The sequence below is a fragment of the Shewanella sp. H8 genome (genome assembly GCF_040285065.1).
Taxonomy (GTDB): Bacteria; Pseudomonadota; Gammaproteobacteria; order Enterobacterales; family Shewanellaceae; genus Shewanella; species Shewanella polaris.
This window is the reverse complement of the sequence record NZ_CP157213.1, coordinates 2,699,016-2,724,142: the sequence shown is the minus strand read 5'-3', so window position 1 is coordinate 2,724,142 and position 25,127 is coordinate 2,699,016. Positions and strand designations below refer to the sequence as shown.

Annotated in this window: 17 protein-coding genes; 9 read left to right on the top strand and 8 right to left on the bottom strand. The window is 38.8% G+C overall.

Annotated features, from left to right (window positions below; translation table 11 throughout):
• Positions 1-221: 221 nt before the first annotated feature.
• Positions 222-773: a DUF882 domain-containing protein gene (locus ABIS04_RS11820; RefSeq protein ID WP_140234498.1), complete on the top strand. Its 552-nt coding sequence runs from the start codon at positions 222-224 to the stop codon at positions 771-773.
• Between the two features lie 116 nt (positions 774-889).
• Entirely contained in the window at positions 890-1,177 is a 288-nt protein-coding gene (rplY, locus tag ABIS04_RS11815; protein ID WP_137226729.1) for a 50S ribosomal protein L25, read from the top strand.
• A gap of 69 nt (positions 1,178-1,246) precedes the next feature.
• Here rplY and ABIS04_RS11810 read toward each other — a convergent pair whose 3' ends face one another.
• Positions 1,247-5,170, bottom strand: a complete 3,924-nt coding sequence (locus ABIS04_RS11810; RefSeq protein WP_350431181.1) for a translocation/assembly module TamB domain-containing protein — start codon at positions 5,168-5,170, stop codon at positions 1,247-1,249.
• Positions 5,167-6,957, bottom strand: a complete 1,791-nt coding sequence (locus tag ABIS04_RS11805; protein ID WP_350433427.1) for an autotransporter assembly complex family protein — start codon at positions 6,955-6,957, stop codon at positions 5,167-5,169. The genes ABIS04_RS11810 and ABIS04_RS11805 overlap by 4 nt, the downstream gene beginning before the upstream one ends.
• A gap of 188 nt (positions 6,958-7,145) precedes the next feature.
• On the opposite strand from ABIS04_RS11805, the gene ABIS04_RS11800 reads away from it, so the two are divergent.
• From ABIS04_RS11800 to hrpA, 3 genes are all read left to right on the top strand, one after another.
• On the top strand, positions 7,146-8,180 hold the full coding sequence (locus ABIS04_RS11800) for an isoaspartyl peptidase/L-asparaginase (protein ID WP_350431180.1): 1,035 nt from the start codon (positions 7,146-7,148) through the stop codon (positions 8,178-8,180).
• A gap of 196 nt (positions 8,181-8,376) precedes the next feature.
• Positions 8,377-8,793, top strand: a complete 417-nt coding sequence (locus ABIS04_RS11795; RefSeq protein WP_140234490.1) for a CBS domain-containing protein — start codon at positions 8,377-8,379, stop codon at positions 8,791-8,793.
• Positions 8,794-8,870: 77 nt separating this feature from the next.
• Positions 8,871-12,746, top strand: a complete 3,876-nt coding sequence (hrpA, locus tag ABIS04_RS11790; protein WP_350431179.1) for an ATP-dependent RNA helicase HrpA — start codon at positions 8,871-8,873, stop codon at positions 12,744-12,746.
• Positions 12,747-13,538: 792 nt separating this feature from the next.
• Here hrpA and ABIS04_RS11785 read toward each other — a convergent pair.
• Entirely contained in the window at positions 13,539-13,979 is a 441-nt protein-coding gene (locus ABIS04_RS11785; RefSeq protein WP_140234488.1) for a hypothetical protein, read from the bottom strand.
• Between the two features lie 757 nt (positions 13,980-14,736).
• Positions 14,737-15,516: a hypothetical protein gene (locus tag ABIS04_RS11780; RefSeq protein WP_140234487.1), complete on the bottom strand. Its 780-nt coding sequence runs from the start codon at positions 15,514-15,516 to the stop codon at positions 14,737-14,739.
• A 388-nt stretch (positions 15,517-15,904) separates the two neighbouring features.
• On the opposite strand from ABIS04_RS11780, the gene cysB reads away from it, so the two are divergent.
• Complete coding sequence (gene cysB / locus ABIS04_RS11775) at positions 15,905-16,882, top strand: HTH-type transcriptional regulator CysB (protein ID WP_350431178.1); 978 nt, start codon at positions 15,905-15,907, stop codon at positions 16,880-16,882.
• 91 nt (positions 16,883-16,973) lie between these two features.
• Here cysB and purN read toward each other — a convergent pair whose 3' ends face one another.
• Both purN and purM read right to left on the bottom strand, forming a co-directional pair.
• Entirely contained in the window at positions 16,974-17,618 is a 645-nt protein-coding gene (gene purN, locus ABIS04_RS11770) for a phosphoribosylglycinamide formyltransferase (RefSeq protein WP_350431177.1), read from the bottom strand.
• Positions 17,619-18,656 carry a phosphoribosylformylglycinamidine cyclo-ligase gene (purM, locus tag ABIS04_RS11765; RefSeq protein WP_350431176.1) on the bottom strand — a complete coding sequence of 346 codons (1,038 nt, stop codon included), beginning with the start codon at positions 18,654-18,656 and terminating at the stop codon, positions 17,619-17,621.
• A 241-nt stretch (positions 18,657-18,897) separates the two neighbouring features.
• On the opposite strand from purM, the gene upp reads away from it, so the two are divergent.
• Complete coding sequence (gene upp, locus ABIS04_RS11760) at positions 18,898-19,524, top strand: uracil phosphoribosyltransferase (RefSeq protein WP_137226740.1); 627 nt, start codon at positions 18,898-18,900, stop codon at positions 19,522-19,524.
• Between the two features lie 69 nt (positions 19,525-19,593).
• On the opposite strand, the gene ABIS04_RS11755 is transcribed toward upp, so the two are convergent.
• A complete protein-coding gene (locus ABIS04_RS11755) occupies positions 19,594-20,916 on the bottom strand; it encodes a Na+/H+ antiporter family protein (protein WP_350431175.1) in 1,323 nt (440 codons plus the stop codon).
• 482 nt (positions 20,917-21,398) lie between these two features.
• Between ABIS04_RS11755 and ABIS04_RS11750 the strand changes: the two genes are divergently transcribed.
• Positions 21,399-22,004, top strand: a complete 606-nt coding sequence (locus tag ABIS04_RS11750; protein WP_137226743.1) for a peroxiredoxin — start codon at positions 21,399-21,401, stop codon at positions 22,002-22,004.
• Between the two features lie 62 nt (positions 22,005-22,066).
• On the opposite strand, the gene rnt is transcribed toward ABIS04_RS11750, so the two are convergent.
• Positions 22,067-22,729 (bottom strand): ribonuclease T, encoded by a 663-nt coding sequence (rnt, locus tag ABIS04_RS11745; protein ID WP_350431174.1) that lies wholly within the window; start codon positions 22,727-22,729, stop codon positions 22,067-22,069.
• Between the two features lie 187 nt (positions 22,730-22,916).
• Here rnt and ABIS04_RS11740 point away from each other — a divergent pair, with 187 nt between their 5' ends.
• Positions 22,917-23,786, top strand: a complete 870-nt coding sequence (locus ABIS04_RS11740) for an OmpA family protein (protein ID WP_350431173.1) — start codon at positions 22,917-22,919, stop codon at positions 23,784-23,786.
• Positions 23,787-25,127 lie beyond the last annotated feature (1,341 nt).

Genomic DNA, 25,127 nt, shown 5'->3' with positions numbered 1-25,127 from the left:
ACTTTGTCTCTAAGTAATTGAGCTTTATCACTCTATTATGCAAGAGAACATATTTATTAAGTTACTTATATATCAGCAGACTTGCATTTATGAATATTAATGGTTAATTTATTCATCAAGTGGATAAAAAAGCAACAATTAGCTCAATAGCATTGTAAAGATGAAATTGTGATTTTGAAGCTTATATGTATTGTAATTCAGATAATTAAAGTGGTGTATAAATGACAATCGAGTGCCTAACTCGTCGGCAGTTATTATTAGGCTTAAGCGGTGCCGCAGTGGTGACTTTGTTACCTAATACCGCGCAAGCAAGTCGTTCAACTCTGGGTGTTAAAGATTTACGTTTTTATAACCTTCATACCGGTGAAAGAAGTCAGGGCAGTTTTTGGGTTGATGGTCAATATCAACCAGAGACGCTGACTGAATTTAATCATGTCCTACGTGATCATCGCCAAAACGTTGCAGCACCTATAGATAAGCGAGTATTCGAATATCTATATAAATTACAACTCGCTTTAGATCATCATGATGAAATTAATGTAATCTCTGCTTATCGTTCACCAAAAACAAATCAGATGCTTGCTTCTCGCAGTAACGGGGTTGCCAAGAAAAGTTATCATATGAAAGGCATGGCGATGGATATTGCATTACCAGGTGTGAAAACTAAGCATTTGCGTGATGCAGCCGTATCACTTAAGTTAGGCGGCGTTGGATTTTATCCTCGAGATGGTTTTGTACACATTGATTGTGGCCCCGTGAGACGTTGGGGGTAATGAATATACTTGTGGGTTTAGAGTGACTATGGTAATATCCGCGCGCTTTATTTGAGTCATCGTTGGTCGAAAATGATGACGCCTTCATACTATTTTAATTATTAAGTGAGTGACTTATGTCTTACACAATCAACGCAGAAACCCGCACAAACATCGGGAAAGGTTCGAGCCGCCGCCTACGTCATGCTGGTAAAGTTCCTGCAGTAATTTATGGTCCAGGTAAAGAGCCTGTATCAATTATGTTCGAACACAAAGCTATCGTTAACATCCAGTTAAACGATGACTTTTATACAACTGATTTAACTATCGTAATCGACGGTAAAGAAGTTATAGTTCGCACTAAAGCTATCCAACGTCATGCATTCAAGCAAATGGTTGAACATATCGACTTTATGTTTGTTTAATTGCTGAGTTGAGAAAAAGCGCCTAAGGGCGCTTTTTTTGTGGCTGAATTTTATTCTGAATACTAAAAACTACTCGATTTCGAAGCTATAGTAGATATCCAGTGATTGACTTAAGGTGCTCGACACGCTTTCTAAATACAATTGTGAAAACAAATAATATCGCACTGTCATTTCATAACCTGGGTTGAATACTCCCACACCATACTTAACCATCAAGTCTTCGCCAATATAACCACTCACAGCCACTTTACCATCATCATTGGTATCAAGCTGTACGTTGGAAAAACCAAACCGCTCAATCAATCCTGATGCGGTGCTGCCAATACTATTCATTGCTCCACCATCAAATTGTGAACCTAAACTGAGTGCCGCTCCCATCATTAATGAATTGCTTTGTTGGTTAGTTGTGCTGCTAAATCCTTTACCGGTCAAAATATAAGAGAGTATTTCAGCTTGTTCTTTCACTGGACTAGAGAATAAAGTCACAATTGGACGCATTGGGGTTCCGGTGACTCGAACACCTGCTGTTACGTCGCTGTCTTTAATCTCTCTAGTCGCTTCTATATTTAGATTAGGTAATGAAATTGGGCCAATAAATTGCACTTCACCGGTATCAATACTTAAGGTTTGTCCCATAAACTTATAAGTACCCTTGGTAACTTTGATATCACCAAATAGCATGGGGGGCTTAAAAGCTTGTTGTTGTAATACTAGATCACCTTCTAGCTTACCTTTAAGACCCATACCGTCAATGGTAAGGTTTTTACCGACATTGATGTTGAGATCAGCCGTAACAGCGTAAGGGCTGGTTTTAACGGTTTGTTCAGATACTGAATCGTTAAATACCACATCGTTTGATATCGCAACGCCTCCCTCAGCTAATTGAATAATTTTTATTTGGCCAGATGGAACGTTTACTTTGCCTTTTATTGCCAACAGTTGCTCATTAAAGGTGATATTAATATCTGGAGAAACATCCAATATTGCCATTGGTGGTTGAATCACCGCTAAATTATTGCCTTTAATATCAATATCACCGCTAAATTTTCCTTGTGGCCAAGCAAGTGTTCCTTGAGTACTTACTTGCCCATCACCCATATGCCATTGTCCATTAAGTTGTCCTTGCTGGCCTTCAAGTGCCAGTGACAAGTAGAGTTTATCGATGAGTGTAGGGTTTGTTGATAAAGCAAATGCACCGTCGCTGAGCTTGATATTACCCGATAGGCTTGGGTCCATAAGAGTTCCGGAGACTATTAATCGACTGGATAGAATGCCTTCTAAGGTTTCTAGCTTAGGGAAGAACTCTCCAAAAGGGGCCAGATTGAGATCATTAACATTGATGGTACCTTGTAAGGTTCGATCGGGAGTGATGTTGACACTCAATTGACTTTGCCAGCTGGCGATGCCGGATGAATTAAAACTTAATGAACTATTAATTTGTTTTTCATCAAGGGAGGCTTGTAATAGTAATTGCTGGTAGTCAATGCTAATGGTGTTGTTTTTGGTACGGCTTAGCTTAATATTGCCTGGTAAAAGCGTAAATTGAACATTGGCTGTCGGCTTTTTACCTTTAGCCCAATTAACTTGGCTGGTTAATGCCGCTTCACCACTCCAAGTAATTTTTTTAGACAAAATGGGTGCTAATAATTGTCCTGGGTTACCAGAGAAATTTATATTGGCTTGGCCGGTATTGCCCAAATTAACATCGTTGACTAAACATAATTTATTATGTGGATGTACTAAGCAGAAGTGACTCACGCTACCACGGCTATTGAGCTGATCCCAACTGGCTGTAATTGGGTTATCTTGCTGCCATTTTCCAAGGGCATTACTAATACTGAGCTCTGTTAGTGTGGCATCAAACTGTTGTTTATCAATATTACTATGACTGGTCATTTGTGTATTGATAACCACATCACCTTGGGTGTTGAGTTTACTTTGTTGTTGCTGTTGGTTTCCATCACTGATGAATACGATATCTGTAAGTTTATAGCTGTCCCACACGAGATTATTTGTGTGCAGCTCGGCTTTATATTGATGTTGGGAATAAGGGCGGTAATTGCCGTGTAAGTCGAGGCTGTCGATTTTGCCACCTTGGTAACTAAACTTACTGATTTGTGCATTAAGATCAACGATTGGATCAGCACTATTCCCCGTTACGTTAACTTTGGCAAAAATATTACCTTGGCCACCATTTAGCCACTGACTAACATCGGGAACGCTTAATTCGGCATTGATGTTCCAAGCTTTATCTGCTTGACCATTGATAATGAGCTGAGCTCCTAGCGCGTTTGCCTGAAGGTTGTTAGCGTTAATAGCAATGTCTTGATTTAAAGAAATATCACCTTGTAAATTTAACGGATAACCATTTAAACGCCCCGTTAAGTTTGCCTCTTGAATGGCCACTTGCCATTGTTTATTCGCTAGGGTGCCACTGTTATTAAAGTGGCCGCTAAATTTACTTTGAATGGGTTTTTGCTGATTAATATAATCAATATATTGCAACTGAATATTATCGGTAAGCACACTGGCTTGCCAGGTTATGTCATCTTGATATGACAGTTCTCCAGTGAGATCTAGATTTCCTGCAATTGACTTTACATTCAGTTTGTTGATACTCAGTTTTTGCTTACGGTTAACGACATCAGCAATAATAGCTAAAGTAGGGTGATACGGCGTTGTGAGTTGCCCTTCAAACTGTGCTTCTTGGTTCTTAATATCTCCTTTACTGGCAAAACGACTGATGTTGCTAGTATATTGCGGATTTTTTAATGGCCACTGTAACGCCGCGTCGGTAAGCGTTACTTGGTAATTAAGTCCTGGTGTGGTGAGATTGATTTCAGCATCAAGCTTAAAATAATTATCGCCTTTAGCAATGGCGTTGATATTTAATTTGCTCAAGTCTTGGGTAAGATCAACACTAAGTTGTTGCTGTTGAAGACCCGGTAATTCAGGCAGGTTTTCGATATTGGCGACTAATTTTAAGGTGACAGGGTAATGATCTTGAAACGCAATATCACCGATAACACTTACATCACCATCGTCATGTTGAATAGTTAATTGGGTTATTCCAAGTTGAAACTGGTGAAAACTGGCGGCTAAACCAATATGACTAAAATGGTCGCTACGTTGACCTATCGTAAGCTGAGTTTCAGTGGCATTAAATTGTTTTACATTAATAGGAAAAGGCATAAAAACCTGTGGCAAGTTAGCCAGCGGCCATACGTTTTTATCGGTATCACCAGATCGATTAATCGCTTTATTATCTTGTTGATTTATTTGGCCTGTAGTCGATGCCGTTGTGCCTGTTGCTTCGGTCGTTATAGGAATATTAACTACTAATCCTTGGCTTGTAAGTGATTCAACTACAAGGCCAGTGTTATTCCATATAGCTTGAGTCATTAACTTGTCGGCATGAAATTTCATTCTATTCACAGCAACATTAACCTGTGTTAATTGGGCCTTGCTGAGACTAATGTTGATGGGTAATTCAAGCTCTGTTAAAAGATCTTCGCTTTGGTTTGTGTCACTAACGTTTGCTGAGGTTGGAATATCATCTGTGACAATATTTACATCAATCTTTGATGCGCTTAAATTTGTGACACAAATCTGTTGATTAATGAGACACCTTGGCAGCCAACCTAGTGTTAAATCATCAGCATTAACGCTAATGCCTGGCATTGACCAAGACAAGTGATGCAGGGTGAGATCGCCATTTAAGGTGCCTGAAGCATATTCAACCTCGATATCACTAACAAATTGGTTGGCTAGCATCACGCCTATTTTACTGCCAAATGGAGTGCCAATAATGACAGCAAACAACATCAATAATGCCAAAGGGACGTAGATGAGTATTCGAGTATAAAGCTTAAAATTCCGCCAAATTTTTGCCGATAAGCTTGTTGAAATTTTGGCCTTTTCGTCACTTGAATCGAGCTGTGGCTGTAACTCGGTATCTTGCTGATTTTTCTTGTCAGTATTTTTATGTATCATAAATCAGTCCCCATGGTTAAATGGAAACGATATGAACGTGCAACGGTCTCGGTTTCTTTTAAGCCAAAACCTAAGTCCATGCGAATGGGGCCAATGGGTGAGATCCAATGTACACCACCGCCAACAGATACCACTGGTTCAAATTGTTGTGTATCAAAAGCATTACCAGCATCGACAAAAGTGGCCACTCGCCAAGTCGGGGTAAGATAATATTGATATTCTATACTGCCAATAGCCAAATAACGTCCACCAACAACTTGCCGAGATAAGCCTCCGTCGTCGTTGGTATAGTCTATATAAGGCCCTAACTCTTGATAACTATAACCTCGTATACTTTGGTCACCACCGGCAAAATAACGTAGTGATGGTGGAATATAATCAATATCATTTTTATCGGCAATATTGGCTGCTAAATCAATTCTGGCGACAAAACGGTGTTTATCAAATAAGGTCTCTATCCATTTAAATCGGGCTTGTAAACGAGCAAGTCGAATGGTCGACCCTAAGGAAGGATCTGCATATTCAATGCTGTATGTCTGACGATAACCAGACTTGGGATCGAGCGTGTTGTCACCTCGAACTGTTTTGGTCAGGTTATAGCTTAATAAATAAAAGCGTGGATCATAGTCAGTATCCAGTTGAGTATAAAACTCTCTCATTGATTCAATTGAATAACCATGTAGCCAATTATTTTTAGACCGTCTTTGGCGAGTTAAGCCGATTAAGTACTTTTTAGACTCTAGCTGGCCTGTATTACTAAATTCACGTTTGTCGGCATCATAATCTTGAGTAACGCCATAGGTGTCACGTAATAATCCTAGTTTTATTTTCAACTGGTCATCCAAAGGATGGGTCAATGGGATGGTATAAGTGGTTAATATTTTGGGTCTTTCTGGCGACCATTCAGCACTGGTTTCTTGATAATGACCATAGCTATTTATTTGTGGCGTGCGCCATGTAACACGCACTCGAGGATCGACTGCGTTTTCGGTGCTATTGCCAATATCAGCACCTAAACCGACATCAATAAGATGACTAGGACGTGGGCTCAACTCTACTTTAATGGGTACTAAGCCTGTATCTATCTTGTCTAACTGAGGTAATACTTTGATATTGCTAAAGTAACCAGTATCTAATAAATTGCGATTAAACTCAGTGAGTTGTTGTGTCGCGTAAGGGGCGTCTGCATCAAAAGGGATTAAGGATTCGAGAAGATCGTCGTGTAGTGTACTGCCTTCAAAATCGACATGACCGAATAAATAGCGTTTCCCCGAATCAAACTGCAAATTAATTTGAGCGGTATTTAAGTCACGGTTAATATTAATTTCAGCTTTAGTGTATTGGCCATCAAAATAACCACGCGCCAGCGCTAATGTTACCAGTTGTGATTTAATTAAATCATATACCCCGTGGTTTAAGGTGTCGCCGGGTTTGACTTTTAAACGATTAAGCCACAACGAAAAGGTATCGTCTTCCAGCATCTCACCTTGGAAACGAATATCTATCCATTGAATAATTACAGGGTCTCCTAGGGTGATATTGAGGCTTAACTCCCAAGGTCCATTATCATTTTCTTTAACATCGACATCTAAAATACCATGGTAATAGCCCATGGATTCAAGCGCATCTTGGGTGTTATCGTCCACGGTAAATAAGAAAGCTCGACGCTGAACCTCGTTTTCTGGCAACGTGCCTAAATGAGCAAAAATATTCTTTTCAATTTTTTTGTTAACGCCCGAAACCTTAATCGTTAACCAATTATTATCAGCCAGCACAAAGCCTGACATCATTAATGTCAACGAAAGTAATATAAACTGACTAAATTTAAGACATTTTGTAGACAAGTTAAGCTATCTTTTCCAAAATTGATGATAATGTCTATTGTCGCTACAAAGCATAAAAGTCGCAATGATATGATTGAAATGACAAGTAGAAATAGTCATAAAGATAAACCACTTTAAAGGACTTAACTAACATGAATAAAGTATATTTAACGATTGCGCTCTGTTTAAGCCTCACATCGACTGTCAATTTTGCTGCTGATGATAAACCGTTTGCTATTGCAATCCATGGTGGTGCAGGCACTATTTCAGAAGCTAGTTTAAGTCCTGAGTTACAACAAAATCTTCGCGACAAGCTTAAGCAGGCTGTGGATACAGGATATAAGGTGTTGGATAACGGTGGTGACAGTCTCGATGCCGTTCAAGCTGCAATAAATGTATTAGAGAATAGCCCGCTATTTAATGCTGGGGTCGGTGCTGTTTATACCTTTGATGGTGGCCACGAGTTAGATTCTTCTATAATGGATGGTAACACCATGAATGCAGGTGCTGTGGCTGGGGTTAAACATATTGAAAACCCAATTGATTTAGCGCGCAAGGTGATGGATAAGTCACCCCATGTGATGCTTTACGGACAAGGGGCGGAAGAGTTTGCGTTAACACAACAATTTAGCTTGGTGGCTAACAGTCACTTTGATACCCCACATCGTTATGCGCAATTGTTAGATGCTAAAGCGAGTATTATTAAAGCCGAACAAAATAACGGCGGTGATTATCAAGCATCAGTTGAACAATTACCCGCTAATTATAAATACGGCACGGTAGGCGCTGTAGCACTTGATAAACAAGGCAACCTTGCTGCTGGTACGTCAACCGGAGGCATGACAGCAAAACGTTTTGGTCGTATTGGTGATTCCCCTGTTATTGGTGCCGGAACCTATGCTGAAAATGGCGTTTGTGCTGTATCAGCGACAGGTCACGGTGAGTATTTTATTCGTTATAAGGTGGCGGGTGACATATGTGCGAAAGTGAAATACCAACAGTTATCGATTATTCAAGCCGCTGATGAAGTCATTAACCAACGCTTGCTCTCGGCAGGTGGAACTGGTGGGGTCATAGCCATAGACGAACGAGGCAATATCGCTACACCATTCAATACCGAAGGTATGTACCGTGCAACACGAAGCAAAGGCCAACAGGCGAATATTATGATCTGGCGTGACAAGTAAGTTTTAGCCGCTTTGAATTAAGCATTGTTAATACTATTGCCAAATACAGTAGGTTAATACAATCGGTTTTATTATCTATCCATTGGGCCATTATTGACTAGACTTAATCAAGTGAGTATTCATAGGTTGATTCATTATGAATTGAATAACGAGTTTTACTAAGCACGTTGTCAATTAGCGTGCATTTGGGGGAAATATGGATTCAATTAAAATTAAAGATTATATGGATAGACGTCCAATACTTTTAACCGCTGAGATGTCGCTGGCAATTGCTGTTGAAAAATTACTTGATAGTAATAAAAATGGGGCTCCAGTTGTTGATCATTTCGGCAAGCTAGTCGGTTTTTTGTCGCAACAAGATTGTTTATCAGTAATGTTAAAAAGCAGCTACCATTGCGATATGACAAGTACCGTACAAGATTGCATGAAAAGCCCTGTTTTGACGGTTGCGCCGGATGACAGTATTTTAGAACTCGCGGAACAAATGTTGGGTGCAAAGCCGAAAATTTATCCAGTATTAAAAGAGGGAAAAGTCATTGGTACCATAAATCGCACCAATGTGCTTAAGGCGATGAATATTTACATGCAGCAGTGTTACTTATCTCCAGCTTAACAATCGTTAAAATCAATACCATTATACTGTTTTCCTTGCTAGGATCGCTTTTTTCGATGTAAGCAAGGGAACCAGTTTTGAATTCGGACCTTCACCCGCTATCTAAAGCATATCTCAATCTTTGTTATCAAACCGATGCTGCTAAAATTCGTCGTCGTTTGTATCGTGTTAATAAAGAAGCTGAGTCTGAAAAAAAATCCCAAACGTTAGCGCAGTTAACCGAAGCTGCCCAGCGAGCTTATGCGAAAGCGCAACAGCGCTTACACTCTAGACCCACCATCAGTTACCCTGATGAACTTCCTGTGTCACAAAAGCGTGATGATATCGCCTCAGCTATTGTCAACAATCAAGTAGTGATTGTTGCGGGTGAAACGGGCTCGGGTAAAACAACCCAGTTACCTAAAATTTGTCTTGAACTGGGTTTAGGTACACGAGGTTTAATTGGTCATACTCAACCACGTCGTCTTGCCGCTCGAAGTGTTGCGAATCGTATAGCCGAAGAACTTAACAGCCCATTAGGTGAAGTTGTTGGCTTTAAAGTTCGATTTGCTGATGCCATGAGTGACCACAGTTACATTAAATTGATGACTGACGGTATTTTGCTAGCGGAACTCACTTCAGACCGATTTCTCAACCAGTATGATGCCATTATTATTGATGAGGCACATGAACGTAGTTTAAACATTGATTTTATATTGGGGTACCTTAAACAGGTATTAAAGAAACGTCCTGACTTAAAAGTGATTATTACTTCGGCGACCATTGATGTAGATCGTTTTTCAAAACACTTTAATAACGCGCCTGTTATTGAAGTGTCTGGGCGTACTTTTGAAGTTGAAACTCGTTATCGCCCTTTAGTGCGTGATACTGATGAAGATTTAGATGTCAGTGATGGTATTTTTGCCGCCGTAGATGAGTTAATGGCTGCGGGGCCTGGCGATATATTGATATTTATGAATGGCGAGCGCGAAATTCGCGATACCGCAGATTTACTTAATAAACAGCAATATCGCGATACTGAAATTTTACCTCTTTACGCGCGTCTTTCTTATGGTGAACAATCTAAGGTCTTTAAAAGCCATATTGGTCGCCGTATTGTATTGGCCACCAACGTTGCCGAAACGTCATTAACCGTGCCTGGGATCCGTTATGTTATTGACCCTGGTACCGCACGCATAAGCCGTTATAGTTACCGTACCAAAGTACAGCGTTTACCGATAGAACCTATCTCACAAGCCAGTGCTAATCAGCGTCAAGGACGTTGTGGGCGTGTTGGTCCGGGTATTTGTATTCGACTATACGATGAAATGGATTTTATTCAGCGTCCCGAATTTACAGATCCTGAAATTTTGCGTACCAATCTAGCTTCTGTCATTTTACACATGTTGTCGATTGGTTTAGGCGACATAGCCGGATTTCCATTTATTCAGCCACCGGATCAAAAACACATTAGAGACGGTTTTTTATTGCTTGAAGAGTTGCAAGCTGTGAAAAAATCTCGTGATGAATTAGTCCTAACTCCATTAGGCAAAGATCTATCTAAAATCCCACTTGATCCGCGTTTGGCTAGAATGGTCATTGAAGCGAATCAATTAGGTTGTCTACACGAAGCATTAGTTATTACTGCTGGTTTGTCGATTCAAGACCCACGAGAACGTCCCGCAGAAAAGAAACAAGTGGCCGACGAGTGCCATCGTCGTTATGCTGATAAAGACTCTGATTTCGCCAGTTGGGTTAAATTATGGGACCACGTTAAAGATCAAAAACGAGAGTTGTCAGCCAGTCAATTTAGAAAACAATGTCGCGATGAATATTTAGCCTATTTACGAGTACGCGAATGGCAAGATCTGTATACCCAAGTGAAACAAGCTGTACATGAATTGAAATGGCGTATTAATGACAGTGCTGCCAGTTACGACCAGTTGCATAAAGCATTATTGTCAGGCTTGCTAAGTCATGTTGGTTTTAAAGGTGAAAACAACGAATATTTAGGGGCTCGAAACCGCAAGTTTTTTGTATTTCCTGGATCGCCATTAGCTAAGAAAGGTCCTAAGTGGATTATGGCCGCTGAGTTAACTGAAACTTCACGGTTATTTGCTCGTTGCTGCGCTAAAATTGAGCCTGAATGGTTAGAGCCACTAGCCGCGCATTTAGTGAAAAAGAATTATCTTGAACCTCATTTTGAAGCCAAAGCAGGCAGCGTTATTGCACTTGAAAATCAGGTGCTTTATGGCTTAACCATAGTCAACCGCCGTCGAGTGCAATATGGTCCTATCGATGCCGTAGAAGCCCGTGAAATATTTATCCGTAGCGCCTTAGCAGAAGGGCAGTTGCAAACAAAAGAAGCTTTTTTTGTTAACAACCAAAAGTTACTTAATGATATCGAGTCTTTAGAGCATAAATCTCGTCGACGCGATATTTTGGTCGATGAACAAGTTCTAGTGGACTTTTACGAACCATTGGTGCCCGAAGGGATTTATAACGCACCATTGTTTTTTGCATGGTGGAAAAAAGCCCGTCAACAAACCCCTGATTTACTCGATTACAGCCAAGCATTATTAATGCAGCGTAGTGCCGACCATATTTCGGCTTTGGACTTTCCAGAAGTATGGCATAAAGGGAATTTGGCTTTAACAGTTAGTTATCACTTTGAACCTGGCAATGCGGATGATGGTGTATCGGTGCACATTCCGGTGGCACTCATCAATCAAATTGACGACAGTGATTTTGATTGGTTAGTACCAGGGTTACGAGAAGAGAAGCTAATCGCATTGATTAAGTCTTTGCCAAAAAACTTACGGCGCAATTTTGTACCTGCTCCTGACTATGCCCGGGCATGTTATCAAGCAATGAAGCCGTTTGAGTTATCAATGCTTGATTCCATGTGTAAACAATTGCTGCGCATGAGTGGCGTGCGTATTTCTGCTGATGATTTTGATTTAACTCAATTAACAGAACATCTTAAGATGAACTTTAAGATTGAAGATGATCAAGGTCGTTTAGTTGCACAAGGCCGTGATTTAGAACTGTTAAAAGGTCAATTGCAAGGTGTTGTCGCCAAAGCAATCCGTAAAGTCGCAGACAAAGGTATTGAGCAACAGGCCATCACTACGTGGTCATTCGGTGATTTACCCGCTCAATATCAGCAGCGTAAAGGTAACTACGAAGTTAAAGCATATCCGGCATTAATTGACAACAAAACCGATGTGGCGATTAAGTTATTTGATGATGAACATGAAGCAAAGCGACATCATCGAGTCGGTCTACGCAGATTGTTATTGATTAATATTCCCTCGCCAGTGAAGCACTTGCAGCAAGCATTGCCTAATAAAGCTAAGCTTGCGATGTACTTTAATCCTTTTGGACAAGTACAGATATTAATTGAAGATATTATTAATGCAGCAGTACAGCAGTTGCTAGATCAAAAGCAATTAGATATTCGTAACGAACAACAATTCGAGCAAGCAAAAGAGTGGGTTCGCCAAGAACTCAATCCTACTGCGGAAATTCTTGCATTGAACGTAGAGACAGTTTTGACCATTTATCAACGAATTAAAAAACGTTTAAAAGGAAAAATTAGCTTTGATATTGCGTTTGCAATGAGTGATATTCAAACTCAGCTGGATAGCCTAGTTTATAAAGGATTTGTCGAAGACTGTGGCTGGCAACGATTAACTGACGTAGCCCGTTATTTAAAAGCTATTGAGAATAGACTGGAAAAGCTGCCAGTTGATCCCACGCGCGATAGATTACATATGCACAGTATTGCTAAAGTTCAAGAGGCGTTAACCGCTCAATTAGCCAAAGTGCCACGTTCGCAACCGATCCCTGAAGCATTGATTGAAGCCCGCTGGATGATAGAAGAGTATCGGGTGTCATGCTTTGCTCAAGTACTTGGCACCGCTTACCCAATTTCAGAAAAACGAGTGTTAAATCATATTAGCCAAGTGTAATCGTAATCAATTTTGTTAATTCATGAAGATGTAAATTAAACCGATGTTACTTAGGTGATATCGGTTTTTTATTGTTTATGCTTTTGAGTAAAGCTTTTAAATTCAACTTATTAATTATCAAATTGGTTTAAGTAGTTCGGAGGTTTTTTAAGTGAAAATTCAGAATAGCTTTCATTTTAATGTTTTAATTATTAAATGACTTTCACGATTATTAGAAATAAGCACCGATTTAAGGCGTTTTACATACTATCCTCACAACAGAACTGAAAGTTTTTCGTAATTATGGTTTAAATGTGATCTGACTATTGATATACTCTAAGGCAAGAATAACGTGATTGTTAATCTTCTCTCTGTAAGGTAAATGTCATTCCTAACATCAGTTTGTTGTATGTATATAACATCATGTAGTTGAATAAAATAAGACAGGCCTTCCCCTACAAAACGACCTAAAAAGATTGGAGTTATTATGGAAGTTCATGAATACGAAAATGCTTACTATCAAGTAAAAGATGACGTGTTAGAGTCTTTACCTTCTGATGAAGAATAAGACGATTGAACGAGCATATTGATGTTATGACTAAAGAGTCGGTACATTAAATACTCCGGCATCGAAATAAAAATAGCAGCTTAGGCTGCTATTTTTATTGGGTTGTTGATGTCTTTCATGATCAATTTAATCAGGATGATGCCTAAATAATAGGTGCCGTTTTGCTATTGGCACTCGATTATGTTTTGCTTTTGAATATTATTAGAATACCAATACCAATACCAATACCAATTAACGACAAAATATCAACCTTCAATACGACCTTTTTCAAGTAATATATCAACAATAATCCAAGAATTGGCGTTTTTATGGAGACGGATTGTACGATCGTCAATCCAGTTTTCGCCGCCTTTTAACCCTTCTATTTTGACTTTTACAGTAACATCATCGGTAAATTTTCGGAAAAAGTCGATATCAATTTCATCAATAGAGATAGTGACCTGACTCATGGATAAACCTAATACATGTCTTTGCACCTGTGATGCAATATGATAATGATCCATTATTTCTTTGAGATCTGGGGCGACAAACCTTTCTGCTTTCTTAACATCACGTTCAACATAAATAGCATTAAAGAAACCAAGTGTAACTTGTTCTGGTGAGAGTAGATCATCTGATTGACTGCATGCAGTGAGGATGAACAACAGAAACAAAGGCAACATTTTTATGGAAGTTATTTTTAGCATAAAGCCCTTTTACTGTTTATATTATTTTGTTGCTAGTATCCTGATTTATGCCATCGCTGACAAGGATAGGTATAATAAAAATAATACGAGTATGGAACATGATATCAAAACATTTAGGTTCTAAATCCTAAATTATTGGTTTGGTACTTTCGTTTATTGATACTAAATGATATCAATGTTGAGTAGTCCACTTGATGATTAAACAGTGTCGGAGCAAGGTTATTAGGTGTTCTAGTATGATAAATTCCATATTCCGTAACTGACTAAACAATGTTTAGTTTACTACTTGGGATATGGTTGAATAATATTGGGTTGTGATAATAGGCATTGAAGAAGCGATTATGTGTTCGAATAGTTGAGAAAGTGAGCACTTTGATTAGAATGACTTGACGCAATAAATAAGGCGTGTCATATCTTATTAAAATACGGTTAGACAAGGATACACAATTTATAAGATGTTACTTTATAAGTTATGGGTGATTAGCATTTTATAAGGTACTCTTATTAGCATAAAGGAGTAATCTTTGAGCATTAGGTTCTTTATTACTCCTAATTTGTGATACCGGATGTCTAAAATTGTTATCCACAAATTCTGTGGACAACTTTGTTTATCTTCCTAGGTTGCTTTAGTAACCTTATGTATTTATTTGTATTTTTTTTATGGTTAAAAAATAACGCAAATTTAGTGTCAGATTGACTTGGCTATAATAAAAAAGCCTCTAAATGAGGCTCGTTTTATTCATTGATGACAATCAACTTACCATTTCTTTTTAGGTTGGAACAACATATCCAGATCATCGCCTTCTTTTTTCTGTTTTGGTGCGCTTGGCTCACTATTCTTTTGAGCTCCCATTATTTCATCGAGCAATAATTTCGCCTCATCTACTTTGCGGGCTATAAAAGGATCATTAGGCGTCTGCGCTTTGATGGTGTGCAATGTGTTTAAGGCTTTAGTGACCATCTGTTTGCTGGAACCGTATTGTTTCATAAAACATGCGGCACGAGCTCGACTAATCATCGACTCAACATTGATCCTCAATTGCAGGCTATCAATACGCATTTCTTCTTGTACAAAAATAGAGGGGTCAACTTTTCCTTTATTATGTTCAGCTCGTAAAATAGCTTTAAGCTTTTTAAGGGTTTTTACTAATTCTAAAACTTGTCTATCATTATCAGGTAAGCGAAAATTCTCAATAGCAGGGACTTGGGCTGGTGAACTTGATACTGTGGATATTTGCGTTTTTATATCAGCTAAACGGCGTTCATAATCAGACTTTAGTTGACCAGAAGAATGGACAATTGATTGCTCTAAAGCATCTTTAATTCGACGATAAAGTACTAGCATTATATGGCTAGAAGATGGGGTCATACCAGTATTAGATAAGACATTATCGGTTTCGTCTATGATGGCTCGTTGTCGAGACATTTCTACTCTACGCTCGGCTTCTGCGCGTTCTTTTTGTTGCTGGACAATACTAAAGCCGATTATCAGCAGTAATAGCGCCCCAATAAGAATTAATATCAAAATTAAGGACATAAAGGTTCCGTTTTATCTTGGATATCACATGGTTAATATAGCCAAATAGCTATAGCTACAAGTTGTTTTGATACTGGATGAAATAATAGAAATAAAATTTCATCAAAAAGAATCTATATCTTAGCGTAAGTTATCGCGGCTGTCGTTGAATAATAAGTCATTTTGTTGATAAATCATTAAACTGTTAACTGTCTATGTTTATGAAAAGCCAACTCAATTCATAACAGCACTATTATTACTTGCTCGTTATTACTATTTACATTACATTTCATTTACTATATAACGTTTTATTATAGTTGAACAATCGTTCCTGCTCAGTGAAATAACATAGATTTTTTCTTATTTGCATATCATGCGGATGAGTGACGGTTAAATCAAGGATAAAACCATGAAACTGCAACAACTTAGATATATTGCAGAGGTTGTTAAACATAACCTTAATGTGTCATCTACGGCTGAGAATCTTTATACTTCACAACCGGGTATTAGCAAGCAAGTCAGAATGTTAGAAGATGAACTAGGCATTCAAATATTCGGTCGCAGTGGTAAACATTTGACTCATGTGACGCCTGCGGGACAACAAGTTATTGATATTGCCAATGATATACTCGGCAAAGTCGATAGCATCAAGAAAGTGTCCGAAGAACATACTCAGCCTAATCAGGGCGAGTTAAATATTACCACCACTGACACTCAGGCTAGATATGCTCTGCCACAAATAATTAAAGAATTTATTAAGCGGTATCCTAAAGTGAATTTGCACATGCACCAAGGTACGCCATCACAAATTAGTGAGCAGGCTGCTAGAGGCGATGCTGATTTTGCTATTGCTACTGAAGCAATGCATTTATATACCGATTTAATCATGTTGCCTTGTTATCATTGGAATCGCTCAATTGTTGTAACTCGTGATCATCCGCTTGCTAGCCAATCGGCAAAGATTAGCATAGAAGATTTAGCGACATATCCATTGGTGACTTATGTATTTGGTTTCGATAAGGCATCTGAAATTGAGAAGTCATTTAAACGTGCAGATCTGGATCCACGAGTCGTGTTTAGCGCAACGAGTGCCGATGTGCTTAAAACCTATGTTCGTTTAGGATTAGGAGTTGGGGTGATTGCTTCTATGGCAATTGATCCGGCGGTAGATAATGATTTAGTGGCGATTGATGCGAGTCACCTGTTTGCTCACAGTACAACTAAGATAGGTTTCCGCCGTGGTAGCTTTTTACGCAGCTACATGTATGACTTTATGCGAAATTTTGCACCGCATTTAACCCGCGATGTAGTTGAGAAAGCGGTTGGACTTCGCGATCAACAATTGATCGATGAAATGTTTGCTGACATGGTGTTACCTGTTCGCTAGTTATTATTTACGAAAGCTAATCCATAAAAAAACCTCGCTAATTAGTGAGGTTTTTTATGGATAATAAAGACTTAGTATGAATTATTTGATTTTAGTCTGGTGCGTAACCTGTCAGACCAATTAACTCTCCATCCAAATAGGCTTTACCATCTGTCATAGCTAAACGTCCTAAGCTGAACCATTTCACTACAAGAGGGTAAATGGCATGTTCTTGTTCGTGAACACGTTCGGCTAAGACTTCCGCATTATCTTCAGGATAAATAGGGACTTTAGCTTGTAATATCACTGGACCAGCATCGAGCTCTGGAATAACAAAATGAACGCTAGCGCCATGTTCCTTGTCCCCTGAGTCTATAGCACGTTGATGTGTGTGTAATCCGGTATACTTAGGCAATAATGATGGATGGATATTAATCATTTTACCGAGAAAATGGCTGACCAATTCATCAGTTAAAATACGCATAAATCCAGCAAGAATAACCAGATCTGGTTGGTATTTTTCTATTGCCTTTAATAAGCGCGCATCGTAATCGCTGCGAGCTTCATTGGTATAAGGAATCACACAACTGGTATCAATCTCGCTTTGATGAGCACGAATTAATCCATAAGCATCCGGTTTGTGGCTGATAACACCAACAACGTCAGCATTTAGGTTATCGTCACAGCCATCGATGATAGCTTGAAGATTGCTGCCACTACCGGAAATCAGTACCACAACACGACAGCTTTGGCTCATTTAAATGATCTCCACTTGCTCTTCGTCGTCTTGACGAGTTGCAATTTCACCTATTAACCAAGCATTTTCGCCTTCAGCAGTTAATAACGCTAATGCTGCATCAACTTTATCTGTAGGTAGCGCAATGACCATACCAACACCACAGTTAAATGTGAGGAACATTTCATGTTGTGCAATATTGCCGTTTGTCATTAACCAGTCGAACACAACAGGCCACTGCCAAGAGTTACCTTTAACGACTGCTTTGCAATCATCCGGGAGGACACGTGGGATATTTTCCCAGAATCCACCGCCGGTAATATGTGCCATTGCGTGAATGTCTGATTGTTCAATCAGTTTCAATAAAGACTTAACATAAATTTTTGTCGGTTCGAGTAAATGGTCAATTAATGGCTTTCCGGCAAGGTCTTGTTGTGGATCTGCTTTGCTGACTTCTAATACCTTACGAATTAACGAGTAACCATTTGAATGAGGACCACTTGAGCCGAGAGCGATTAATGAGTCACCCGCTTTGACTTTTGTGCCATCAATAATGTCTGCTTTTTCAACAACACCAACACAAAATCCTGCAAGATCGTAATCTTCGCCTTCATACATGCCTGGCATTTCAGCAGTTTCACCACCAATTAATGCACAACCTGACTGGAAGCAACCTTCTGCTATGCCACTGACAACTGAAGTTGCAGTTTCAACATCAAGCTTACCTGTCGCATAGTAATCGAGGAAGAAAAGTGGCTCAGCACCTGAAACAATTAGGTCATTGACACACATAGCAACTAAATCAACACCGACAGTGTCATGCTTTTTATAATCAATGGCTAACCTTAATTTGGTGCCAACACCATCAGTGCCAGAAACGAGTACTGGGTGTTTATATTTAGTCGGTAATTCGCATAGTGCGCCAAAACCACCTAAATTGCCCATAACTTCTGGACGGCGAGTGCGTTTTACCGCAGATTTAATGTTGTTTACCAACGCATTACCAGCATCAATATCAACGCCAGCATCTTTGTAACTTAGGGGGGTAGTAGTGGTCACGGAGGATCCTCTAGGGTACATCGTTTTATGGAATTTTATGCGCCAATATTCTACCAGTTTGTGTTGCTCGTCGAAAGTCATGTTTTTACTTTATCCTATAAAGAAAACGATGAATTGCCTATTATTTATCGGTTTAGGTCACGATTTACAGCAATTTTGAAACTTTATGTTTTATACAAGGGATAAATCGACTAACATTTGTCAAATTTGCCTGAAATAGTCAGAAATCTAGGAGAAAGAAATGAAAGTCGTTGAAGTAAAACATCCTCTGGTTCGTCATAAAGTTGGTTTAATGCGTGAAGCGGATATCAGCACCAAACGATTTCGTGAACTTGCCACTGAAGTTGGCAGTTTATTAACCTATGAAGCGACAGCTGATTTTGAAACGGAAACGGTAACAATTGAAGGCTGGAATGGCCCCGTTACTATCGAACAACTTAAAGGTAAAAAAGTTACTGTAGTGCCTATTTTACGTGCGGGTTTAGGCATGATGGATGGTGTTCTTGAGCATCTCCCTAGTGCGCGTATTTCTGTTGTCGGTATATATCGTGATGAAGAAACACTTCAGCCTATACCTTATTTCGAAAAAATAGTCAGTAATGTTGAAGAGCGTATCGCTTTAGTTGTTGATCCAATGTTAGCAACCGGTGGTTCAATGATTGCGACTATTGATTTGTTGAAGAAGCGCGGTTGTAGTTCAATTAAAGCGCTAGTGTTAGTTGCTGCTCCTGAAGGTATTAAAGCACTAGAGCTTGCACATCCTGATATTGAATTGTACACAGCAGCAATTGATGATTGCTTAAACGAACAAGGTTATATCTTACCTGGTTTAGGTGATGCTGGTGACAAAATATTTGGTACTAAATAATATTATAACGTAATTATTTAATATAAAAATGGGAGCCAATTGGCTCCCATTTTTATATCTGTATCATGATTACAACACCATCGCCGCAATCCAACCGAATATCAGCAAAGGAATGTTGTAGTGAATGAAGGTTGGGATCACACTGTCGCGAATATGGTCATGTTGACCATCCGCATTAAGACCAGCAGTGGGACCTAATGTTGAATCTGATGCAGGTGAACCTGCATCACCTAGCGCAGCAGCCGTTCCCACCAACGCGATTGTAGCCGCGGGAGAAAAACCAAAGCTGAGTGCTAACGGGACATAAATGGTAGCGATAATGGGAATCGTTGAGAACGAAGATCCAATTCCCATGGTAATTAATAATCCGACAATTAGCATCAATAATGCGGCTAATGCTTTGTTGTCACCTATGATGTCGCCTAAAGAGGTTACCAGTGTGCCTACTTCTCCTGTTGATTTTACTACAGCAGCAAAACCTGCCGCTGCAATCATAATAAAACCAATATTGGCCATCATAAGCACGCCTTGATTGAACAAATCTTTGCTCACGTCATGTTTAATGATCCCAGAAAAACGGAAAATAACAAATCCACTTAAGGCGCCAAATATCATTGAGTCAGTTTGTAACTGAACCACTAAAGTGACCACAATTGCCGAGAGTGAAATCAGCAAGCTTTTACGGCTGATAGTGACTGTGACATCGTCATTGAGCACGGGTTGCTCAATCAAATATTGTCTAGGTTTACGATAACTGATAAATATTGCGGTCAGTAAACCTACAACCATGCCTGTAGCGGGTAATAACATTGCTTTAGGAATTTGTTCTGCTATTGCATTTAACCCATTGGTGTTTAAATTTGCTAACAAAATATCATTAAGAAAAATCCCACCAAAACCGATAGGTAATATCATATACGTGGTCACCAAACCAAATGTGATAATGCAAGCAATAAGGCGGCGGTCTATATGCAGTTTGGAAATGACATGCAATAACGGTGGAATAAGAATAGGGATAAAGGCGATATGAATAGGCAAAATATTCTGCGATGAAACTGCCATTAATAATATTGTGGCTAATAATAACCAACGCACAACGATAGTATTACTGCTATTGGGTTCTTTCCCGAGCTTTTTTATAATAAAGTGAGAAATTAACGTTGTTAAGCCTGAATGCGACAACGCAGCAGCAAATGCGCCAAGTAATGCATAACTTAATGCGATTTGAGCACCGCCACCGAGGCCGTCATTAAAGGCTGCGATTGTTTGATGAATATCTAATCCACCGACTAAACCTGCCGCCACAGCACTAATTGTTAATGCCACTACAACGTTAATTCGAATAAAGCTTAAAAACAACATTAAGCAAACCGCGATAACAACCGCATTCATAATTATAATTCATAAAAGTAAGTGAGGCGGGTATTCTTGACTGTCTCACCTCTATTTGTCCAGCCTAGATGCATTTTTTCGTTGTTGATGCTTGTTTTGGCGGGTTTCTTCGTCAGAATTACTCGAAAAATGTGATGTAAACAATATTGAGAGTACTTTACCCTTGAGTCATGGATAACTAAAATCAGATTTAATTGTTATATTGGGTTCTCATCTTACGTTAAAAAGCCACTTTTTATTTTTCGATAATTAATTTGTCATACAGTAATTTTATATTGGTGAGTCTGTATGTTTTATTTTTCAGCAGGTAAACCAATTTTCATCTGAAATAACTTATAAGTCAGCTAATTTAGATGTATGGTATACGACTGATATAAGTCCCAACGGTATAATGAATTGCTAAGTTGATCACAGTTAGTTATCAAGCTAGCCATGAAATAATTCCGTTGTTGAGTGTTTAAGCCATTAAATGGAGATAGATAATGAGCGTATTAGTAGGCCGTCCAGCCCCAGATTTTACAGCCGCAGCCGTTCTTGGTTCTGGCGAAATTGTTGACACATTTAACCTTGCTACCGCAATTAAAGGTAAGCCTGCAGTTATTTTCTTCTACCCACTTGATTTTACTTTTGTATGCCCATCAGAGCTAATTGCTTTTGATCACCGTATGGAAGAGTTCACTAAGCGTGGTGTTGAAGTGATTGGTGTTTCTATTGATTCACAGTTCACTCATAATGCATGGCGTAACACTCCAGTAGACAAGGGTGGTATTGGTCAAGTTAAGTACACTCTAGTTGCTGACGTTAAACATGAGATTTGTAAAGCATATGACGTTGAGCATCCAGAAGCGGGTGTTGCTTTCCGTGGTTCTTTCTTAGTGGACAAAGAAGGACAAGTTCGTCACCAAGTGGTTAACGATTTACCATTAGGCCGTAACGTTGACGAAATGATCCGTATGATTGATGCACTTCAGTTCCATGAAGAGCACGGTGAAGTTTGCCCTGCTGGCTGGTCAAAAGGCGAAAAAGGCATGACAGCTAGCACTGAAGGTGTTGCTGCGTACCTAAAAGATAATTCAGCTAAGCTATAATTTAGCTGGTTGAAATTAAAAAAAAGCTGCTTCGGCAGCTTTTTTGTTGAGTATTTATTACCTTACTCTTGTTCTGTTGTTTCGGCATCAGCGCTGACCAGCGGCCATCCACCTAGGGCTTTCCAACGGTTTACAATATAGCAAAATAATTCAGCAGTGCGTTCGGTATCATATAATGCAGAATGTGCTTCTTTATTATCGAAATCAATCCCTGCCATTTTACAAGCTTTAGCTAGGACTGTGTGACCAATGGCTAGTCCGGCAAGCGTTGCGGTATCAAAACTTGCAAAAGGATGAAAAGGAGAGCGCTTCAAGCTGTTTCGTTCAATAGCCTTGTTAATAAACCCTAAGTCAAAAGCAGCGTTGTGAGCAACAATAATACAGCGATGACAATCTGCTGCCTTTTGGGCTTTTTTAACTTCTTTAAAAATTTCTAAAAAAGCGACTTTTTCGTCTACAGCACCGCGAAGTGGGTTAGTTGGATCTATACCATTAAATGCTAAAGATTCTGCTTCTAAGTTTGCACCCTCAAAAGGCTCAATATTAAAATGGAGGGTTCTATCGAGTTCAATGACCCCATCACTATTCATTTTTAATAAGCTGACCGCAATTTCAAGCAACGCGTCTGTATTGGCATTAAAACCCGCAGTTTCAACATCGATAACAACAGGGAAATAACCACGGAAGCGGTGTTTAAACTTGTTAGCGTCGCAAATATCAGTCATTACAGTCTTTATCCTCAATAGCTATCATTTATCGGTGCAAATGATGTAAGCCGGGTATTATGCGCAAACTCAAGCGCAGTGTCATGTCTGATTGTGATTTTTATCCTCGATTAAGCATGATTGTTTACTAAAGTAACTGACTTTGTAGCCGATAATAAAAAGGTAATCAGATATAAAGGGTAGTTTTATGTGGCGAAAACTGATGGTCCTCGCAAGTTTGTGTCTTTGCTCAACAGCTAATGCTGATTTGAGGTATTACGTTGCGTCACTTGAAAACTCAGCTTGGCGTATTGGTGAGAATAATCCAATTGAGTGTCGTCTTGAACATGATATTCCTGATTATGGTCGTGCGGTATTTACGAGCAGAGCTGGTAAAGATTTGAATTTAAATTTCACTTTAGATATGTGGCTTAAACCTGATTCTGTCACCAAAGCGACATTAATTAGCCGTGCTCCTAGCTGGCGCCCTGGTCATAATTCCAAAGAGATCACTCAGCTGACTTACAATAAGCAATTTAATGGTGAAGTGCCAAAAAAAGCAGCTTGGTCGATGTTGAGTGAGTTGAGTCAAGGAATGGAGCCGACGTTTTATTATGCTGATTGGTATAACCACAACTCTAAAATTGCAGTGGGGTTGTCTTCGGCTAATTTTGGCGGTAAATATCGTCAGTTTCGTGCTTGTTTAGCTAATTTATTACCTTACAGTTTTGATGATATTGCGTTTACTGTATTGAATTATCAAGAAGGTGGGGTTGATCTTACTCGTTCATCTAGACAACAATTGCAAAAAGTTCAACGTTACTTGTCTTTTGATCCAGAGGTTGAACTTGTACTTATTGATGCTTATACCGACAGTTATGGTGGACGCTCAGTAAACCAAAGAGTGTCGGATAAACGTGCCGATTCTGTGAAAGACATTTTAATTGCTAGCGGTATCCCCAAAGATCGAATTCATTCCGCTGGACATGGTGAAAAACGTCATGTTACGGGTAATGATCTTGCTGAAGACCGACAAGTGAACCGTCGTGTTGTGATTAAAATAACTAAGCCTATATAATGCTATTTCAGCTTTTTAGTTTCTGCTAGTAAAATACAATATTAAATCTCTTTTATACAATAAAGTTATTCGTTTTTAACAATTGTTGTTGAGGTAATCGTTAATATAAAATCTGATTGTTGAACACCTGCATAAGAATCTCACTTCGAGATGCCCAAATTTAGACTCCAATATTGAGATGATGGCATATCCACTAGATGCTATTATTCATCAATTCATCAGTACTTTGCATAATTCAAGTAATGACTTTGTCCATTAGAATCTATGTTTAATGAATCTTGCTTGGCATAATCGGTTTTGAAGCTCAATCAATGTCAGTTACTTGCACCTTTAGATTACTACGTTGAGTAATCTAAATACACTTAGGACCTTTACACTGATGAAGTTTGAATTGAAAAAACTCAAAACGTTTTAGTAATTGCTCAAATAGGTAATATGAGTGATATTTTTGCAAAAAAGGATAAAAAAAACCCACTTAATCCAAGTGGGCTAAATAATTTGCAATCAACAAATTTAAGGAAGGAAGTCAAGCATAAGAACTGGGTTTAACTGAGGTATTTGGTTACATCAGTGTAGAGTTCTTTGTTTTCAACATCTGAATCAGACGTGTCCTGAAAACAAGGTAATAATAGAATGAATATACTAATGTGACAAACGAAAAAAAATACCATTTAGCATTATAAAAACTAATGAATTAATGGTTGTTTCAATATATATCTTTCAATTTAGTTGTCTATCTCATTGGTTTTCGGTTTGTTATCTATATTCTCTGCATAACTATTCGGATTAGTTAAAGGTGTAACAATATTATTTAACAAATGGCACATCATGCTCAGGGTGATTAGGTAAATTTATTGATTCGTTATTTTATTTAAGCTCCAGTATTATTATCAATTATTGGATGACTGTTTATCATCTTGACTTGATGTTTGATAGGTTTTGCGTTAATGCTTGGCTGAATATGAGTTAAGTATACCTGCCTTGGGATAACCTATGAGTTGTCGTCATTGGTTAAATGATCTCTCATCAAGAATGGATAGGTAATTGTCTTTGGTGATCAATTATTGTGGACTAAAAATGTCTGGCCTCTGTTTTAAAGAAAATATTTGTTGCTTACTGATATCTTGATACTGTTTGGTTGCCTTAAAACATTGCAGGCATCTTAGCTTGTTTAATACCGCGCTAGACATTTCAGTTGAAAACTCTTTTGGAAAACATATCAGCGTACCTAGCAGAGAGAAATGCCAATAATTGATGGCAGTTACTAATAAAGGTAATATTAAGTTGATTTATTATCTGCCTGTTATGCTCCTTCAAATGCCTTCATTTATAGTGTCCTAT

Bases quoted from the DNA above. Each gene is read 5' to 3' on its own strand.
- ABIS04_RS11820 (WP_140234498.1), top strand. From the start codon at position 222: ATGACAATCGAGTGCCTAACTCGTCGGCAGTTATTATTAGGCTTAAGC.
- rplY (WP_137226729.1), top strand. From the start codon at position 890: ATGTCTTACACAATCAACGCAGAAACCCGCACAAACATCGGGAAAGGT.
- ABIS04_RS11810 (WP_350431181.1), bottom strand. From the start codon at position 5,170: ATGATACATAAAAATACTGACAAGAAAAATCAGCAAGATACCGAGTTA.
- ABIS04_RS11805 (WP_350433427.1), bottom strand. From the start codon at position 6,957: ATGTCAGGCTTTGTGCTGGCTGATAATAATTGGTTAACGATTAAGGTT.
- ABIS04_RS11800 (WP_350431180.1), top strand. From the start codon at position 7,146: ATGAATAAAGTATATTTAACGATTGCGCTCTGTTTAAGCCTCACATCG.
- ABIS04_RS11795 (WP_140234490.1), top strand. From the start codon at position 8,377: ATGGATTCAATTAAAATTAAAGATTATATGGATAGACGTCCAATACTT.
- ABIS04_RS11785 (WP_140234488.1), bottom strand. From the start codon at position 13,979: ATGCTAAAAATAACTTCCATAAAAATGTTGCCTTTGTTTCTGTTGTTC.
- ABIS04_RS11780 (WP_140234487.1), bottom strand. From the start codon at position 15,516: ATGTCCTTAATTTTGATATTAATTCTTATTGGGGCGCTATTACTGCTG.
- cysB (WP_350431178.1), top strand. From the start codon at position 15,905: ATGAAACTGCAACAACTTAGATATATTGCAGAGGTTGTTAAACATAAC.
- purN (WP_350431177.1), bottom strand. From the start codon at position 17,618: ATGAGCCAAAGCTGTCGTGTTGTGGTACTGATTTCCGGTAGTGGCAGC.
- upp (WP_137226740.1), top strand. From the start codon at position 18,898: ATGAAAGTCGTTGAAGTAAAACATCCTCTGGTTCGTCATAAAGTTGGT.
- ABIS04_RS11755 (WP_350431175.1), bottom strand. From the start codon at position 20,916: ATGAATGCGGTTGTTATCGCGGTTTGCTTAATGTTGTTTTTAAGCTTT.
- ABIS04_RS11750 (WP_137226743.1), top strand. From the start codon at position 21,399: ATGAGCGTATTAGTAGGCCGTCCAGCCCCAGATTTTACAGCCGCAGCC.
- rnt (WP_350431174.1), bottom strand. From the start codon at position 22,729: ATGACTGATATTTGCGACGCTAACAAGTTTAAACACCGCTTCCGTGGT.
- ABIS04_RS11740 (WP_350431173.1), top strand. From the start codon at position 22,917: ATGTGGCGAAAACTGATGGTCCTCGCAAGTTTGTGTCTTTGCTCAACA.